Below are 16595 nucleotides of genomic sequence, written 5' to 3'. Positions count from 1 at the left end.
CCTGCTCAACGCGTGGGCGCTTCAGGTCATCGAATCTTCAAGCGGTCGTATCCGCTCAGCTCCAGAAAACCCTCGCCCGTGGAACTTCCCGTCACCCGGACGGGCCCTTCCCAATAAATGTTCGCAGTCGTTTTCTGCGAATCGAATTCGCTGTCGGCAAAGAAGGGCTTGATGCTCAACTCGCCGGAGGGGAGCCTGATGCGCCAATCGACGGGGTAGCTGATCTTCGTGCTCGGACTCGTCCATCTGTTGACGGGCACCAGCTCGATCTCGTCCGGCTTCAATGGATGAGACCCGCGTGCATTCGAGACCGTGCCGGCTGTCATGACTTGCCGGCCAGTCGTGTCGAAAAGCGCATAGAGCATCACGTCGGAACCATCCGCCAGATGCAACGCAAACCAGTTCCATCCGAGGCTCAACACATCGAAATCGCCCCATTGATGGTCGAACCACACGTCGCCGCTGACCTGGACCGGCTTCCCTCCGATGGAGACTTCGCCTTGGGCGGAAATGCGGGGACGCGAATAGTAGTAACTGATCCCGCTCATGCCGAAATCAAGCAGACCCGGGGTTTCCGACCCTGCAGCTCGATGGGGGACAGGCTGGTGCGAATCGCTCAGGTCGAGCGCAATCGAAGCACCTCCTTCAAGAGAAGCGTGCACTGCATGAGATGGGCCCGCAGCAGCGACTTGCCAGCCGTCCTGCCTGAAGTCCAGGCCGTTTGCGGCGCTCTTCGCAGGAACGCCGCCGGTACGCGTTTGGCTGGAATAGCGCTGCCCGGTCTGGAGGTCGGTCAACGCCGCGTGCATGACCGTGTGCTTGACCAGCCCGTTGGCTACGAAGACAACAACGTGAAATGCATAGCGATGGCCTGTCTTCGCGTCGAGGATTCCGTTGTAGTACCACCATTCCATGCCGGACCCATGAGGCGCGTCGTCGGCCGGCAGGTTCAGGGGCGGAAGTGCGGCCGTTCGTTCAATCGGCTTCCTGCCCGAGTCGATCGATCCGGCAGACGCCGCGGAGGCCGGCAGCGGCTCGGGCGTCCATGCATAGAGAAGGCATGCGCCGATGACCGCGAAGACGGCAACCAAAACGTAAGGTCTCAAGCCCTTGTTGCCGGAGCGTCTGCGGTATTTCCTGGCGTGGTCGTCGGCTTTCATCTGTCCTACCGGGGATGAGGGATAGGGCCGCAGCCTAGCACCGCTCTTCTTTGCAGCGGCGCAAGCAGCCTTGTCTACCGCTCGTCGAACGCGCACCATGCACTGTGGAGCGCCGCGCCTCGGCCGGCACCGAACACAGGAGCAAGACATGAAAGATCCGCTCACCCCCGCCGCAGAACTCGCGAAGAAGGCGAAGACGCCGTTCCCGGGCGCGACGGCCGAATACGACGCCGCGCGCCAAGCGCTGCTGGCGGAAGAGATCGAGTTTCGTCGCCACATGACTCGATTGGGCGAGCAGCGCCGCGCGCTGCCGCCTGGGCCGGTGATCGAGAAGGACTACCGCTTCAAGGACGAGCAGGCCTTCGAGGTCGGGCTCATCGATCTGTTCGGCGACAAGGACACGCTCGTCACCTACTTCTGGATGTACGGGCCGCAGCGTGAACGGCCGTGTCCGATGTGCACCAACTGGCTGGGCGCGGTGAACGGCAATGCCGCCGACATCAAGCAGCGGGTTGCGCTCAAGATCCTGGGGCGCTCGTCCGTGGAGCGGCAATACGCCTTCGCGCAGGAGCGCGGCTGGCGTGACCTGAATTTCGTGCAGACCATCGGCGACGACTACGCCAACGACCTCGGCATCCTGATGCCCGACGGGAGCGAGTACCCGGCGCTGAACGTGTTCAGGCGCGACGGCAGCAAGGTCCGGCTGTTCTGGGCGAGTGAGATGACCAGCGAGATGGCCGACCCCGGCCAGGACCCGCGCGACGCCCCCGACATCGCCTCGCTCTGGTCCATGCTGGACTTGACTCCGGACGGACGCGGGACCGACTGGTATCCGAAGCTCAAGTACTGAGGGGCGAACCACTGCCTCAACGGTCGAGCTTCGTCTGCCCTTTCTGCAGCGAGTCGAGCAGCGCCTTAGTTTCGCGAAGATCGCTGAACCCGAACCCTTCGGTGAACCAGCCGTAGAGCGGCTGCAGCATCTGCCGCGCCTCGGTGCTTTTCCCCTGACGCTGCCAGAACCCCGCCAGGTCGCGGGCCGCGCGCAATGAAAAGAGCTTGGCGCCGCGCTCCTCGGCGATGGCGATGGCGTTCTGGTAGTGCGCTTCGGCGCCGGTGTCGTCGCCGTCGATCTCCAGAAACCGGCCGCAAAGCCGCAGCAGTTCGGTCTCGTAGAAGCGCTCGTCAGTCTCGCCCTGGGCAGCCTGCGCCTGGGCGATGAATCGCCGTGCTTCGTCGCTTCGCCCGGCCCGCAACAGCACGTCTGCCGCCTGCGCCCCGTACTGCGAGCCTTGTTGCTTTCCGCCGGCGGACCTCCAGAGGTCATAGCCCTTCCTGAGGAGAAGGATCCCGGCCTCGACATCGCCCAGCGCAACGCTGGTCCGTCCGAGGAAAATCAAGGCGTTGGCAACCCGCGTCTGGATGCCGAAACGTTCGGACAGCTCCAGCATCTGCTTCGCTTCCGAAGCTGCCTGCGCCGGCTCGCCTTTAGCCAGCAGGACCCTGATCCAGGTTTGCCTGGCCATTGCGATCGTCGGGGGATGACCTCTGGCTTCGGCGATCTGCAACGCTTGCGCCGCGAGCGCTTCGGCCTGCTCCAGATAGCCCTGCATCCCGCGCACTCTCATGCTGATGGCGCGAATCATGACCGCCGGATCCGCCCCCGCGATGGGGTGTTCATGCGTGAGCTGCACGCTGTCGTCGAGCGCCTTGGCCTCTTCCAGGTGCGCCCACGCCTCGCCGATCTCGCCGCGCAGATAGCGGGCGCTACCGAGAACGATCGATACGCTGACGCGCAACCGCGCTTGCAGCGACGCCAGCTGCGCCGGTTCGATCTCGCGGATGCTTTCGATGATTTCGCTGTTGCTGACCGAGTTCATCGTCGGCGCCGAGCCGACCCACGCGCTCACGTAGTCCTCGACCCGTCCGAGTTCTCGCGCCAGTTCGCGCGCCCTCGCGTAGCTCTGGTACGTGGCGCTGGAGGCGTAGCCCTCCGAGACCGTCAGCGCATTGCCGAGTTTCAGCTGGAGAGCCAGCTCGAGCTCGCTGCGCGCCGGCCCGGCAGGCAAGCGGGACACGAGTGCGATGGCGGCGTTGTAGTGGCTCGCTGCTTCGCGGCTGGCGTATCGGCGCTGCGCCAGGTCGCCGGCCGCCGTCCAGTACCGGATGGCTTCGCTGCCGTGGCCGGCTTCCTGATGATGCTGAGCCAGCAGTTCGGGATGCGCAGCGACGGTCTGCGGCTCGCTGCGCTCCAGTGCGTCCGCGATCTGCGCATGCCGCAGCGCGCGCTGGCTCCTGACCATGCTGTTGTAGGCCGTGTCCCGGATCAGCGCATGCTTGAACGCATAGCCCGCGTCCGCAGGCGTACCGCGGCGAAACACCAGCTCGGCACGAAGCAGCTCATCCAGCGCCTGGTCGAGCTGCGCGGCCGGCATCTGCAGCACCTGCGCGAGCAGCGCATGGCTGAAATCGCGTCCGATGGCTGCTGCGACCTGTGCGATCTCCTTGGCGGGAGCCAGCCGGTCAAGCCGCGCCATCAATGAATCCTGCAGCGTCGACGGAATCGCCAGCGTCTGCAGAGGACCGTGCAGCCGGTAGCCCGCCGGTGTGTCCTCGACGAGCGCGGAGGCCAGCACGGTCTTGGTCAGCTCCTCGACGAACAGCGGTACGCCGTCGGTCTTGCGGATGATCTCGTCGATCAACTCCACAGGCAGCGACTTGCCGGCGGTGACGGTTTCGATCAGCGCCGCCGACTGCCGGTGACTCAGCCGGTTCATCGTCAACCAGGTCGAAGGGTTGCCCCAGGACGGCACGTATTGCGGACGGCAGGTCAACAGCATCAGGACGCGCGCGTCGCGCAGGCCGTCGACGGCCAGGCCGATCCATTCCTCGGTCGTCGGATCGATCCAGTGCGCGTCCTCGACCAGCACGAGCAGCGGCGCCCGACGGGAAACACCGTCGATGACGTCGATCGCCGCCTGCAAGGTCGCGCTTTTCTGTTGCTGCGGCGTCTGGCCGGCCGGGGCCGGCCGGCCTCCATCCGGCAGCATCATCAGCCTGAGCAGGCAACCCAGCGCATCGGGCACGAGCGATACCCCATGGTCGCTCAGATACCGTTCGAAGCTCGCGGCGCGCTGGGCCGGTGGATCGGCCGGCGTCAGGTTCGCCGCGTTTTCCAGACCGCGCACCAGCGGATAGAGGGCGCTGTTGCTGTGAGAGGGCGAGCATTGCAGCACCATCGTCTCGCGGGCTCCGGCGGCTGTGCGTTCCCGCAGGGCCTGGGTGATCCGCGACTTGCCGATCCCCGGCTCGCCGGAGAGCAGCACGATCTGGCCCTCGCCCTCGCACGCGGTGTTCCACCGCTCGAGCAGCAGCGCCAGTTCGCTGTCGCGTCCGATCAACTGGGACAGTTGTTGTGTGTGAATGGCTTCGAAACGGCTTGCGGTCCGGCGCTCGCGCAGCACTTGCCACGCATGCACCGGCGCTTCGAAGCCCTTGAGCTCCAGCAGACCCAGCGAGTCGAGTTCGAACTCTTCACCGATGAGCCGCCGGGTCCGATCTGCGATGACGATGCAGTCAGGCGCTGCCTGGCTCTGCAGCCTGGCCGCCAGGCTCGGCGTTTCGCCGCTGGCGCTCAACTCGGCCGCCGGCGTGCCGGATCCGATCTGGCCGACGACGACGAGGCCCGTCGCGATGCCGATGCGGGTGTGCAAGGCGTGCTGGCCACCCGCTGCGAGTCGGCCGACTGCAGCGATCGCGTCCAGTGCTGCATGGATCGCGCGCGCTGCATCGTCCTCGTTGGCGTGCGGGTAGCCGAAATACACGAGCACCCCGTCGCCGAGCAACTGTGCGACGTAGCCGTTGTGTGCAGCCACCGCCGCCGTCACCGCGGCATGGTAGTCGCCGATGACGGCCCGCAGATCCTCGGGATCGAGCAGGCCGGCCAATTGGGTCGAACCGACCAGGTCGCAGAACATCACCGTCAGTTGCCGCCGCTCGGCGACTTGCGCTGTCGCAGGCAGGCTAGCCGCAGCCTGCGTGATGTGGCTCGTGGGGACCTCTTGGATACCCTGCGCGATCACCAACAGGATCCGCTTGCGATCGCCCAGCGCCGCGATGCCGATTTCCTTGAGGTCTGCGTCGGTGAGGCCGGCGATGACGTCCAGTTCAATGCGCTGCGCCTCGAACATCGGCGCATAGCGCTCCATGCCGATCTCAGCAAGCCACTGGACAATTGTTTGCATTGTTCGCCACCCTCTGGAGCGAACTTGCGAGGATACGCCTTTGGTTTCTGTTTATGCGAGATTCCAGCGCTCGCCAGAAGGCGGGATGCACGCTCAGGATTGACCGATCAGAGAGGCGACGGTCTCCCGGATCCAGCGTTGGCCGCTGTGCCCGTGGCTGCGCTCGTGCCACACCATCCCCACCGCGAAGCCTTCCACCGGGAACGGACAGTCGATCAACTTCAGCTGGTCGGCACGGTCGCGTACCAGCCGTTCCGGGACCAGGGCCACGAAGTCCGACTGGGACACGATATCTGGGACGACCAGGAACGAAGCCGCCGACAGCACCACGTTGCGCTTGAGTCCGAAGGCAGCCAGGGCGTCGTCCACCGGCGTAACGAAGCCGCCTCCGTAAAGGGACACGACGACATGCTCCAGCCGGGCAAATTCCTCGACAGTGATCCCGGCCCGCAGCCGCGGGTGCTTTCGCCGGCCGATGAGCACATAGCGCTCGTCGAACAGATGCCGGGTGCGAAGACTGGGCGGCGCGGCTTGCGGCGTCATGAGCGCCAGGTCGACATCGCCGCGCGCCATCTGTGCTTCCAACTCGGGGATGTCCAGATTGCGCTGCGCCACACGCACCCCGGGCGCCTTCGTCCTGAGTTGCACGACGAGCGGCTTGACCAGCGCGGCGTGCAGGTAGTCCGTGCAGGCGATGGCGACGGTCAGCCTGGCCTTGGCAGGGTTGAAGTTGCTGTGGGCGGCGACCGTGGCACGAAGCTGATCGAGGGCCTGGCGCAGCGGGTCGAGCAGGTCGACCGCCTTGGCGGTCGGCGTCATCCCTCGCTGTGCGGGAATGAGCAGCGGGTCATCGAAGACATCCCGCAGACGGCTCAACTGGGCACTGACCGCTGGTTGGCTCAGGTGCAGGCGGGCGGCCGCCTTCGTCACGTTCTGCTCCACCAGCAAGGCCTCCAGCGTGACCAGCAGATTGAGGTCGAGGCGTTTGCTATCCATTGGATGGATGGTAGCCAAACAATTTTGCGATTTCACGGATGGCTGCGAGCGACCGAGACTTGCGTGCATGAAGAAAGTCTTGATCGTCCATGCCCACCCCGAGCCCACATCGCTGACCCGGCAGCTGGTCGAGGTCTCCCGGCAGACGCTTCGGCAGCAAGGGCATGCAGTGCTGCAGTCGGACCTGTACGGCATGCGCTGGAAAGCCGTGTTCGACGAACACGACTTCCCCGCCCGTGCCGATTCGCAGCGGCTGTCCTTCGTGGACGAGTCCGGGCATTCCTATGCCAACGGACGCCAGGCCGCCGACATCGCCGCGGAGCAGCAGAAAGTGCTTGCCGCGGACGCAGTCATCTTTCAGTTTCCGCTTTGGTGGTACGGCATGCCGGCCATCATGAAGGGCTGGCTGGACAGGGTGTGGGCCTACGGCCTCGCGTATGGCTACAAGAACGCCGGCAACACATATCGCTACGGCGATGGCGCCTTCAAGGGCAAGCGGGCCATGCTGTGCGTCGCGGCCGGTGGGCCGGCGAAGGACTATTCGCCGCGAGGCATCAACGGGCCGCTCGAGCAGCTGCTCTTTCCCATCACGCACGGCTCGCTCTACTTCCCTGGCTTCGACGTGCTGCCGACCTTTGCGGCCTATGGCGCCGGGCGCATGAGAGGGGAAGCGCTGAGCGCGACGAAGGAAGCCTGGCGTTCGCGTCTAGCGGGCCTCTTCGAGGACGCACCCATTCCCTTCCGGCGGCAGAACGGCGGAGACTATCCGGACGGCCATGTGCTGGCAAGCCATGTCGCCGTCGGCCAGAGCGGACTGCCGGCGCATGTCGAATCTGCTTGCTAGCGAAGCGCCATCAACAGCACGCCGGTGAGGGCCAGGGCCGCGGTCCAGGCCTGGCGCGGCGCCGTGCCGCTCAGCAGGCGAGGGTGCATGGCGACGCCGCGGCACACGCCGGTGGCGATGACGCCGGTCGTGACCAGCATCGCAGCCGTGTGCACGCCGACGGCCGTCAGTGCCAGGACCAGCGAGCCCGACGCGGTGATCTCGCGCGCCGGATTGTCGCCAAGGCACAGCGGCACGAGCGCCGGCACCAGCATCAGCCCGGCCCCGTGCGCGGTGGTCATCAGGAAGGACCAGAGCGCGATGCCGGCGTGGCCGGCCTGCGTGCTGATGGGCGTGCGCTGCCCGGCGCCGCGCAGCCAACGGTAGGCCGCCGCGCCGACGAGCAGTGCGCCGGCCAGGCCCTGGACCAGCGTGCGGTCCATCGACATGCCCTGTGCAAAGGCGCAGGCCACGATCGCAACCGACACGGCATGCCCAACGGCGATGGGCATCAAGGCCCGCAGCACCTGCGCCCGATCGCGCGAACGCAGGCCCCAGGCGGCGGCCCACATCCAGCCGGTGGCAGGGTTCAGCCCGTGAAGGGCGCCGACCCCTGCGACCGCCAGCCATGGCCAAAGGCTTGCCATGACGCATGCTCGATGTCAGTGGCAGGACGATCCGGCCGCAGCGGCCGGCTTCGCGGCCGGTGCCGGCTCGTAGCGGTCGTGGTGGCGCACCCATGCCATGCCCTGGCCCGCGTTTTCGTCGCGGCCCTTGGGCGTGAGGTCCAGCAGGTTGTAGGTGCCCATCATCACTTCCACGCCGCGCCCGTAGGTCGAGTAGGTGTGGAAGACTTCGCCCGCGTCGTCCTTATAGAACACGCTGATGCCGGGCCACTCCTCCCCAGCGAGGGGCCACTCGCCGTAGTTGTAGTGGAGCTTGCCCTTGGCCACTTCCTCCGGCGTGAAGCTGACGCCGAAGTCGTAGTTGAAGTCGCTGCCGTTAGAGGACACCCACTTGAACTGCCAGCCCATGCGCCGGCGAAAGCGCTCGATCTCGGCCAGCGGCGCGCGCGAGATGGCCACGAACGTGACGTCGCGATGCGCCAGGTGCACGTTCATGCCGTCGGTGTGGTCGGCCATGTAGGAGCAGCTCGGGCACCCTTGCTCCCATCCCGGGCCGAGCATGAAGTGCTGCACCAGCAGCTGGCGGCGGCCCTCGAAGAGGTCGGCGAGCGCGCGGCGGCCTTCGTGCGCGTCGAAGACGTAGTCCTTCTCGATGCGCTCCCACGGCAGCGCGCGGCGCTCGCGGGCGATCTGGTCGCGCAGGTGCGTCAGCTCCTTTTCGCGGGCCAGCAGCGTCTTGCGCTCGGCAACCCATCGCTCCTTCGACACGACGGGATGGTTCACTGTGCTTGTTTCGGTGGTGTTCATGGTGTGCTCCTTTGCTTTATGACCTGAGGCCTTTCGGACGCCGCACGGCGCGGACCTTTCCGCTCGCGCCGCCGCCGCAATAGAAGAGATCGGCCCCGTCGGACTCGAGCCCGCTGACGCCGATGCCGTGCGGCATCTCCAGCCGCTCGAGCACGGTGCCGCTCTTCGGGTCGATGCGGCGGAGTTCGCTCTCGTCGCCTTCCCATGTCCCGTGCCACAGCTCGCCGTCGACCCAGGTCACGCCGGTGACGAAGCGGTTGGACTCGATGGTGCGAATGACTGCGCCGGTCGCCGGATCGATCTGGTGGATCTTGCGATCGCGGTACTGGCCCACCCACAGACTGCCCTCAGCCCAGGTGAGCCCCGAGTCGCTCCCCTTGCCGGGCGCCGGGATGGAGGCCACCACGTCGCCGCTGACAGGATCGATCTTGTCGATGCGTGCCTCGGCGATCTGATAGAGGTGCGTGCCGTCGAAGGCGGTGCCGGCGTCGCAGGCGTGGGCCAGCGTGCGCGTGGGCTCGCCGCTCTCGGGATCGAAGGCGATCAGGCTGGCCCCGGTGGCGGCCCAGACGCGCTGGCCATCGTGGGTCACGCCGTGCACGCTGTCGGCCCCAGGGAAGGGACCGTACTCGCGCACGATCTCGGCCGCACGCGCCGTTGCCTGAGGTCTGTCCTTGCTGCTCATCGTTGCTCCTTGTGGTGCGCCTCGGATCGGCGCCTGGAGACAACTCTAATCAAGCGCGAGCGCAGCGGGGAGTAACAAGATCGTCGTGAATCCGGCCAGCGGCGGCGCGAGCCAGCGCTGCGCCCGCGCCCGCCCGATAGCGCGCACCCTCCCCTCTGCCTCGAGCTCGACGAGCGCGCGCTGGACGGTGCGCTGACTGGCGCCCAGGGCCAGCGCCAGGGCCGAGGTCGACCAGGCCGCGCCGTCGGAGAGCAGCGCCACCAACGATGCCTGCTCGCCGTCGATGGGCGGCGCCAGGACGACGACATCGCGCGCGTCGCGCGGCCTGAGGACGAAGCCGCGCGCGGTGGCCTCGACTTGCGCCAGCGCTGCGACGAGCGCGCGCAGGCGGCCGATCTCGACTCGCAGGCGCGCTCGATGTGTCTCGTCGGGGTGGCGGGTGCGGAACGCGCACGCGATCAAGGCTTCGCGATCGATATCGCCGGGCCACGCCTCGGCGAGCGCACGCGCCAACGCGAACAGCACCGGCCGGCGCGCCAGCGGCCGCCACGCGTCGCCGGCACCCACCCCGCGACGGCAGGCGTCAACCACCAGCGCGTCCGAGGCCAGGAGCGCTGCGACCTCGTCGAGGCGCAGCGCCTGCTCGCCGCCGTTGGACAGGCGCCGGGCGGCGGGACGATCGAGCGCAGCCCGCGCCTCCGCCACCTCGGCCAGGAGCGCCGGCACGCGTGCACGATCGGCCGCCTCGTGCGCGCGGGCGAGCGCCGCCTGCGCCGGGCCGGGGCGCAGCGAGCGCAGCGCGAGCTCGGCCGCGGCCAGCTCGGCCACCGCCGCCAGCGACGGCGGCAGGCCGCGCGCATCGAGCGGCGCCAGCGTGGCCGCGGCCTCGTCGAGGCGGCCGAGCAGCAGGAGCCGGCGCGCCGCGATCAGCCGCGCCTGCAGCGCGTTGGCATGGTCGGCGTGCGCCTCGAGCGTGGCCGAGGCTGCCGCCAGCGAGCGCGGCGAGCCGCCGAGGTCGCGCATGGCCAGCGCCACCTCGGCCTCCGCAACGACGCAGCGAGCGCGCGCCAGCGCCTCGTGGGCGCCGAAGCCGCGGGCGGCGAGCCGCAGGAGCTCGCGGGCGCGCGGGTGCTCGCCGAGCTGGGCCATGGCGATGCCGCGCAGGGCCAGCGCCGGCGGGTCGTCGCGCAGGGCAACCCGCTTGAGGGCGCCGAGCGCGTCACCGGCGGCGAGGGCGCGCGCGGAGGCGGCGATCAGGGAGTCCATGACGACAGGCTACCCCACCGCTGATCCCGCGCCGCGCCTGTTTGCAGGAACAGGACTTCGAAGCGTAAGCAGCTTTGCCTACCGGTCATCGAGCGCGCGATATGCACCATGGAACGCAGGCTAATGCGAAAGGACCCGCCCGCCTCATCGCAACGACATGCTTAAGCACGCGCATCCCGACAAGGCAGACATCGCCGCGCAGTTGGTCCGGCGAGCGGACGAGTGGATTCGCCGCGCCGAGCCGAAGGATCTGCTGCGCGTCATGCTGCGCGGTGGCCTGAGCCCGGTGATCGTCGAAGAGGGCGGCCACGTACTCACCGGCATCGATCTGAGCGACGGCCCGGGCATCCTCTCCAAGGTAGGAATGATCTGGGTCGATCTGTCGGCCGCCGAAACCCTCGCGATCTTCGCGCAGGTGTGGGGCGCTTCCGCTCCTCCTGCGAGCGTCGATGCGCAGGAAGCCTGGATAGCAGCCGACACGGTGGCCCAGGCCGGAGCGCGACGGTTCCTGCATGACGAAGTCGACGAGAACATCGCGCTGTTCGGGGCTTGCGTGGATGAATGGCTCGTATCCAATCAAGCGTAGAAACCCACGCCAGGCGAGCGCGCGAAGAAAGTTTGACCACTCCACAGGAGCCCACGATGCCCGAAAACCCCAATATTCCACTTCCACCCGGCTTGGCGTCCCAGCGGGCGGTTTACCAGGCCCTGGCCGAGCGCTTCGGCGTGCTGGCGCCCGGCGAGACGCTGTCGAGCGAACTCATGGCCTTCGCCGACGAGGTCGCGCGCATGGCCCGGGAAGACCGTGACAGCGGACGAGGCGTGGAATGACGTTGCGCCGTCTCAACGCATGCCCGCGTGGAGGGTCGTCCTACATCGTCATGCGCAACAGGCTTGCACCATCAGGAGTCAGGGCTCGCACTTTTGATGCTGGAAAGGAGCGAGCCATGAACGCCATCAATCTCCGAACCTTCTGCACCGCGGCAGCTCTTGCCGCCTGCAGCATTGCCTTCGTCGGCTGCACCACGACACGTCCCGACGACCGTGCAAGCACCGCTTCTTCGCGGACGTCCATCGACGCGCAGGTCGACGCCTCCCTGTCCAAGCTTTACGACGCCGTACCGGATTCACGCGAGCTGGTGGCCAAGTCCAGGGGCGTGCTGGTGTTCCCGTCGGTGGTTGGCGCGAAGCTGGGGATCGGCGCCGAGTACGGCCGGGGCGCGCTGCGCGTCGGCGGCCGCACCCAGGCCTACTACAGCACGACGGCGGGCTCGATCGGCTTCCAGGCCGGCGCGCAGTCGAAGGCAATGATCTATCTGTTCACCACCCAGGAAGCGCTGGACAAGTTCCGCAACAGCAAGGGCTGGACGGCTGGGGCGGACGCCACGGTAGCCGCCGCGACCATCGGGGCCAACGGCAGAATCGATACCAACACGATCCGCCAACCGGTGGTCGGCTTCGTGTTGACCAATGTGGGCCTGGAGGCCGGCGTTTCGCTCCACGGCGCGAAGATCACCGAGGTTCAGCTCTAGCGATCCAGGTCGTCGCGCAACCAGACGCTCGCCAAGGCGGACAGCGCAGCACCTGCGGCAGCAGCGATCAGCACCGCTCGCACGGGCTGCTCGATCACGAATTCGCGCGTCACGCCCAGCGCTCGATCGACATGGGCCTTGAGTGGCGCTGCGCCCACCGGTATCGGTGTGCAAGGCAGCGTTTTCGATATCACCTGCTCGTCGTCAACAACGGCACTGGCTTCATCCGCGACGGTTGGGGTCGCGTCATCGGGGTTCTTCGGATTCATCAAAGTCCCTTCGCTTGAAACTGCAGAGACAGCGAACAAATCCTCCCGACAGCGCCCCAGCTCGCGTGTCAGCGCCGAGGGATGCGCGACGTAGGAGCAGTGCGGACGAGAGATTGCACTTTCGGCACAACGGTCGGAGGACGATGTTTGTTGCTTACATCCGGAGTACATGCGACGTCGAAAGGGCCGGCAAAGTGATCTCACGCCGTCTCTCGGCCACTCGCAGAGAGGCAACCGGAGCACAGATCGTGTCCTTACGCATTTCTGGCCAGCTGGCACCACGGAAGCCGCCTGACATTCACGGGCTCGAAGAGAGCACCGCCGTCGCTGGACAGAGCAGGCTGGATTCGCGTGCATGGCTCGCGCCTGGAACGCAGAGAGGTAGAACTTTTTGGTTACTGCGGTGTAACCCCTATGAATAGGCGCCGAGGGCCGTCATGTTCACCCGTTGCATCGTCCGCATGCTGTTGTGCATCGCTGCCATGCCCGCCATCTCCGAAGAGCCGATGCCAGCCCAGGATCGCGTGTTTCTGAGCAAGGACGAGATCGAGAGAACCTTGATCGGCAGGGCCATAGTTTCAAACAATCTTGCGACCGGAATGATCTCGCGCTGGGAATTCCATTCGGACGGCCACGTCGACTTCGTCAACCGAAGCGGCCCCGGCAGCGCGTCGGGCACGTGGATCCTCAACGCCGATGGCTATATGTGCGTCACGATGGTGATGCGAACCGGCTGCCGCTACTGGTTCACGAAAGACGGCGCCATCGCGAACTCAAATACCAAGGGGCCCGATGCCCCGACGGTGGCCGAGATACGGTTTGAATAGCACTGCGAAGAAACTCCGCCGCCGTCAGCACGTCCTACTGACCCGCCGCCGCGACATTTTCGCGCCCTCGACGAGAAGCCCGTTCAGCAACGCCTTGAACGCCTTCACCGCGCGCTTCGACGTGGCGGCCGGATCGTCCGCATTGGCGATCCATTGCGCCGCGTGCAACGCGGCTCCGCTGAGCAGACGGGCGGCACCCTCCGGATCTACATCGATGATGAAGCCGTCGCTTTTCAGCCTCTTGAGGCCCTCGGTCATCGAGCGGTTGCATTCGCTCTGGCTCGCCCAGGTCGAGGGATCACCGAGCACCGCGGGGCCGTCGCGCATGACGATGCGCCGGATCTCGGGCTCCAGGGCCATCTCGATGTAGGCGATGTTTTCATCGACGAAGCCGCGCCACGGGTCCTTCGCCTTGGCAGCGATGGCGCGCAGACGTTGCGACATCTCCTCGTCGATCTCGGCGATGACCGCCTGAAGCAGCCCCTTCTTGTCACCGAAATGGTGATAGAGGGCGCCACGCGTCAGACCGGCTGCGGCCGTGAAGTCGTCCATCGACGCGGCTGCGTAGCCGACCGAACCGAACGCCTGGCGCGCCGCATCCACGAGCTTTGCCCGTGTCTCGGCAAGCATCTCCTTGCGCGGTCTGTGTGCCATTGCTTTTCCTTTCATATACGCGGCGTATGTTTTTGACATACACTGCGTATGTCATTGTGCCACTGCTCATTTGCAAGGTGTTTCCCGATGCTCAACCTCTATCGCGAGATCTTCAAGCCTCCAGGAGCCAAGGGCTTTGCGGCGGCCGGCTTCATCGCCCGCCTGCCGGTTGCCATGTCCACGATCGGCATCGTCGCCATGCTGTCCCAGACGCACGGCGCGTATGGGCTCGCGGGTGCGGTCGCGGCCACGTTCGCGCTGACCAACGCGCTCGTCGCGCCGCAGATTTCCCGTCTCGTGGACCGGCTCGGCCAACGTCGCATCCTGACGCCGGCGACGACGCTTTCGGTGGCGGGCTTCATCGGTCTGTTGGTCGCGACGCATTTCGGCGGGCCGGTTTGGACGCTGTTCGCATTCGCGCTGCTCGCCGCCGCGATGCCCAGCATGCCGGCCATGGTCCGGGCGCGGTGGACGCAGCTGTACCGCGGCACACCCAAGCTCAACACGGCCTTCGCCTTCGAGTCGGTCGCAGACGAGCTTGTCTATATATCGGGATCGGCCCTGGCCGTCGGTCTCAGCGTCTCCCTGTTCCCGGAGGCCGGCCCGCTCGCCTCGACCCTGTTCCTGGCCGTCGGCTCCGCAGCCTTCATCCTGCAGAAGGGTACCGAGCCCAAGGTGCAGCCGACGGCCAAGAGCGGCGGCGCGCCGACCATCAGACTGCGCCCGGTCCAGATCCTGACCTTCGCGATGGTGGCCATCGGCGCGATCTTCGGTACGGCGGAGGTGACCGTCATTGCGCTCACGGCCGAATTCGGCAACGCGGCCGCGGCCAGTCTGGTGCTTGGCGGCTATGCCCTCGGCTCCATGTTCGTCGGCCTGGTGTTCGGCGCCTTGAAGCCCAAAATGCCGCTTTCGCGCCAATTCGCCATCGCGATCGCCATCGCGGCGGCGGCGACCGTGCCGCTGCTGTTCGTAGGCAACGTTCCAATGCTGGCACTCGCCCTGTTCATCAGCGGCGCAGCGATCTCGCCAACCTTCATCACGGCCTTCGGCCTGGTCGAACGGCTCGTCCCGGCCGCCAAGCTCACTGAAGGCATCACCTGGGTGATGACCGGGATCGGCATCGGCATGGCCATCGGCTCGTTCGCCTCCGGCTGGGTCATCGACGCATTCGGCCCTGGCCAGGGATTCTGGGCTTCAGTCGCAGCCGGTGGCGTCGCCTTTCTCACCGCACTCCTCGGCCAGCGTGGCCTTACGGTTTCGCACTGCATCGGCGACCGGTGCCCGGCAGCCGCCTGAACTCGAAGTGCGGCGGCCAGCCACCACGACGTGGCGGGCTCTGTTTTCTTGCCTCCTGATTAAATTTCCGCTTGACCTCAAGTTAGCTTGAGGGATCACAGTGCGGCGCATGAACTGTGATTCCCAACCCTCCGGCCGCGTCGCGCACGCGCTCGAAATCCATCGCAGCATTGCCGCGTGCAGTGACCATCTCACGCGGAACAACGATGTCCACGCGCTGACCGCGGCGTTGATGTTGCCTTGCTACCAGGCCCAGCTCGGCCGGCTGGCGCGCGCGATGAACTCGGTGGAGAAGAGCGAGCTGATGTCGCTGCTGCTCCCCATCGACGCGGGGTGACAGCAGGCCCTCAGCCCTCCGCGCGCTGGATGACCACCAGGCGGCGTGCGCCGGGTCCCTGCGATGCCAGCTTGTCGCCAGGGTTGCGCAGCCGGCAGCGGTCGATGGACAGGCAGCCGCAGCCGATGCAGTCGTCCAAGGTGTCGCGCAGCTTCTTGAGCTGAGCCATGCGCTCGTCCAGCTCCGCGCGCCAGCCGGCGGAAAGCCGCGCCCAGTCCGCGCGGCTGGGCGCCGCCGAGGTGGGGAGGGTCGCCAGGGCATCGGAGATGTCGGCCAACGCGATGCCCACCCGCTGCGCGACACGGATGAACGCCACACGCCGGAGCACCTCACGCGCATAGCGACGGTGGTTGCTCGGCGCCCGATGGCTCGCGATGAGGCCTTTGGATTCGTAGAAATGAAGGGTGGAGACCGGGACGCCGCTGCGTTGCGCGACCTCGCCGACGGAAAGCGTGGCGGAACGATCTATGGGTTCTGGCTTGGATTTCATCGGGACCTCTCAGCCTCAACTTTAGTTGAGGTTTTGGTCCCGTAGCTTGTCTACGTTATTCGTAGAGCAAACGCATTGGCGCTCGTCCACGATCGAGTGATGGAAGGCCCTTACACCTACAGAGTCCTTCGCTACGTGCACGACGTCGGCACGGCCGAGTTCATCAACGTCGGTGTCGTTGTCGCCTCGTGCGATGCGCCCTGCGTTGCGGCGAAGTTCAACACCGACTACCGCCGCGCCAAGGGCGCCTTTCCGTCTCTGGAAACCGAGATCTTTCTCGCCCGCATGACGCGCCTGCAGGCGTGCTTCGACGCTATCGATGCCGCCCGGTGTTCCGAGGTGCACGCCCGCGAAGGCATGTCCATCGAGGGATTGATCCGTTGCGTGCTGCCGTTGGAAGACAGCGCACTCCACTGGTCGCCTACTGGCTCAGGCATCGGCGGTCCGCTGGCCGCGACGCTGCAGTTGCTCTACGAGCGCTTCGTCACCAGGCATGACTCTCGACGCGGGCGTTGAGTGACATGCCTCGTCTTGCGCCTCGTTGTTGATGTGGAGGAAGCAGCAGCACGAAGACGACTGAACG

Annotated in this window: 19 protein-coding genes; 9 read left to right on the top strand and 10 right to left on the bottom strand. The window is 66.5% G+C overall.

Going from position 1 to position 16595, the window contains the following annotated elements; genetic code table 11:
• Nucleotides 1-26 precede the first annotated feature (26 nt).
• A complete protein-coding gene (locus tag BLS74_RS14250; protein WP_170855600.1) occupies nt 27-1160 on the bottom strand; it encodes a lipocalin family protein in 1134 nt (377 codons plus the stop codon).
• Nucleotides 1161-1308: 148 nt separating this feature from the next.
• On the opposite strand from BLS74_RS14250, the gene BLS74_RS14245 reads away from it, so the two are divergent.
• A complete protein-coding gene (locus BLS74_RS14245) occupies nt 1309-2010 on the top strand; it encodes a DUF899 family protein (protein WP_093107235.1) in 702 nt (233 codons plus the stop codon).
• 16 nt (nt 2011-2026) lie between these two features.
• Here the strand turns inward: BLS74_RS14245 and BLS74_RS14240 are convergent, their stop codons facing one another.
• Both BLS74_RS14240 and BLS74_RS14235 read right to left on the bottom strand, forming a co-directional pair.
• On the bottom strand, nt 2027-5401 hold the full coding sequence (locus BLS74_RS14240; RefSeq protein ID WP_093107233.1) for an adenylate/guanylate cyclase domain-containing protein: 3375 nt from the start codon (nt 5399-5401) through the stop codon (nt 2027-2029).
• A 93-nt stretch (nt 5402-5494) separates the two neighbouring features.
• Nucleotides 5495-6397, bottom strand: coding sequence for a LysR family transcriptional regulator (locus tag BLS74_RS14235; protein WP_093107231.1), 903 nt, complete (start codon nt 6395-6397; stop codon nt 5495-5497).
• A gap of 67 nt (nt 6398-6464) precedes the next feature.
• Between BLS74_RS14235 and BLS74_RS14230 the strand changes: the two genes are divergently transcribed.
• Entirely contained in the window at nt 6465-7241 is a 777-nt protein-coding gene (locus BLS74_RS14230) for an NAD(P)H-dependent oxidoreductase (protein WP_093107229.1), read from the top strand.
• Here the strand turns inward: BLS74_RS14230 and BLS74_RS14225 are convergent.
• Genes BLS74_RS14225 through BLS74_RS14210 form a run of 4 tightly spaced genes read right to left on the bottom strand, consistent with a single transcriptional unit; the run spans nt 7238 to nt 10604 of the window.
• Nucleotides 7238-7867, bottom strand: a complete 630-nt coding sequence (locus BLS74_RS14225; protein WP_093107227.1) for a hypothetical protein — start codon at nt 7865-7867, stop codon at nt 7238-7240. The genes BLS74_RS14230 and BLS74_RS14225 overlap by 4 nt on opposite strands.
• A gap of 15 nt (nt 7868-7882) precedes the next feature.
• Nucleotides 7883-8653 carry a DUF899 domain-containing protein gene (locus tag BLS74_RS14220; protein WP_093107225.1) on the bottom strand — a complete coding sequence of 257 codons (771 nt, stop codon included), beginning with the start codon at nt 8651-8653 and terminating at the stop codon, nt 7883-7885.
• Between the two features lie 16 nt (nt 8654-8669).
• Complete coding sequence (locus BLS74_RS14215) at nt 8670-9338, bottom strand: Vgb family protein (RefSeq protein ID WP_093107223.1); 669 nt, start codon at nt 9336-9338, stop codon at nt 8670-8672.
• Nucleotides 9339-9383: 45 nt separating this feature from the next.
• On the bottom strand, nt 9384-10604 hold the full coding sequence (locus BLS74_RS14210; RefSeq protein ID WP_093107221.1) for a helix-turn-helix domain-containing protein: 1221 nt from the start codon (nt 10602-10604) through the stop codon (nt 9384-9386).
• A 157-nt stretch (nt 10605-10761) separates the two neighbouring features.
• On the opposite strand from BLS74_RS14210, the gene BLS74_RS14205 reads away from it, so the two are divergent.
• The 3 genes from BLS74_RS14205 to BLS74_RS14195 all read left to right on the top strand — a co-directional run bounded on the left by BLS74_RS14205 (nt 10762) and on the right by BLS74_RS14195 (nt 12136).
• Nucleotides 10762-11190: a hypothetical protein gene (locus tag BLS74_RS14205; RefSeq protein ID WP_093107219.1), complete on the top strand. Its 429-nt coding sequence runs from the start codon at nt 10762-10764 to the stop codon at nt 11188-11190.
• A gap of 56 nt (nt 11191-11246) precedes the next feature.
• Nucleotides 11247-11435 carry a hypothetical protein gene (locus BLS74_RS14200; RefSeq protein WP_093107217.1) on the top strand — a complete coding sequence of 63 codons (189 nt, stop codon included), beginning with the start codon at nt 11247-11249 and terminating at the stop codon, nt 11433-11435.
• A gap of 116 nt (nt 11436-11551) precedes the next feature.
• Nucleotides 11552-12136: a BPSL1445 family SYLF domain-containing lipoprotein gene (locus BLS74_RS14195; protein WP_093107215.1), complete on the top strand. Its 585-nt coding sequence runs from the start codon at nt 11552-11554 to the stop codon at nt 12134-12136.
• Here the strand turns inward: BLS74_RS14195 and BLS74_RS33830 are convergent.
• Nucleotides 12133-12405: a hypothetical protein gene (locus BLS74_RS33830; RefSeq protein ID WP_139191689.1), complete on the bottom strand. Its 273-nt coding sequence runs from the start codon at nt 12403-12405 to the stop codon at nt 12133-12135. The two genes, BLS74_RS14195 and BLS74_RS33830, sit on opposite strands and share 4 nt — an antisense overlap.
• Nucleotides 12406-12842: 437 nt before the next feature.
• On the opposite strand from BLS74_RS33830, the gene BLS74_RS14190 reads away from it, so the two are divergent.
• Complete coding sequence (locus tag BLS74_RS14190; protein ID WP_093107213.1) at nt 12843-13232, top strand: hypothetical protein; 390 nt, start codon at nt 12843-12845, stop codon at nt 13230-13232.
• A gap of 24 nt (nt 13233-13256) precedes the next feature.
• Here BLS74_RS14190 and BLS74_RS14185 read toward each other — a convergent pair whose 3' ends face one another.
• The gene (locus tag BLS74_RS14185) at nt 13257-13886 is read right to left on the bottom strand and encodes a TetR/AcrR family transcriptional regulator (protein WP_093107211.1); all 630 of its coding nucleotides are present in this window, start codon (nt 13884-13886) and stop codon (nt 13257-13259) included.
• 87 nt (nt 13887-13973) lie between these two features.
• Here BLS74_RS14185 and BLS74_RS14180 point away from each other — a divergent pair, with 87 nt between their 5' ends.
• A complete protein-coding gene (locus tag BLS74_RS14180) occupies nt 13974-15185 on the top strand; it encodes an MFS transporter (protein ID WP_093107209.1) in 1212 nt (403 codons plus the stop codon).
• Between the two features lie 109 nt (nt 15186-15294).
• Complete coding sequence (locus BLS74_RS14175; RefSeq protein ID WP_093107207.1) at nt 15295-15522, top strand: hypothetical protein; 228 nt, start codon at nt 15295-15297, stop codon at nt 15520-15522.
• A gap of 10 nt (nt 15523-15532) precedes the next feature.
• Here the strand turns inward: BLS74_RS14175 and soxR are convergent, their stop codons facing one another.
• Nucleotides 15533-16012, bottom strand: coding sequence for a redox-sensitive transcriptional activator SoxR (soxR, locus tag BLS74_RS14170; protein ID WP_093107205.1), 480 nt, complete (start codon nt 16010-16012; stop codon nt 15533-15535).
• Between the two features lie 75 nt (nt 16013-16087).
• Between soxR and BLS74_RS14165 the strand changes: the two genes are divergently transcribed.
• A complete protein-coding gene (locus BLS74_RS14165; RefSeq protein WP_139191688.1) occupies nt 16088-16528 on the top strand; it encodes a DUF3037 domain-containing protein in 441 nt (146 codons plus the stop codon).
• Nucleotides 16529-16595: the final 67 nt, after the last annotated feature.

Origin of the sequence: Variovorax sp. CF079, from assembly GCF_900101545.1 — a bacterium.
In the GTDB taxonomy this organism is placed as follows: Bacteria; Pseudomonadota; Gammaproteobacteria; order Burkholderiales; family Burkholderiaceae_C; genus Variovorax.
This window is presented reverse-complemented; position numbering and strand designations above follow the sequence as displayed.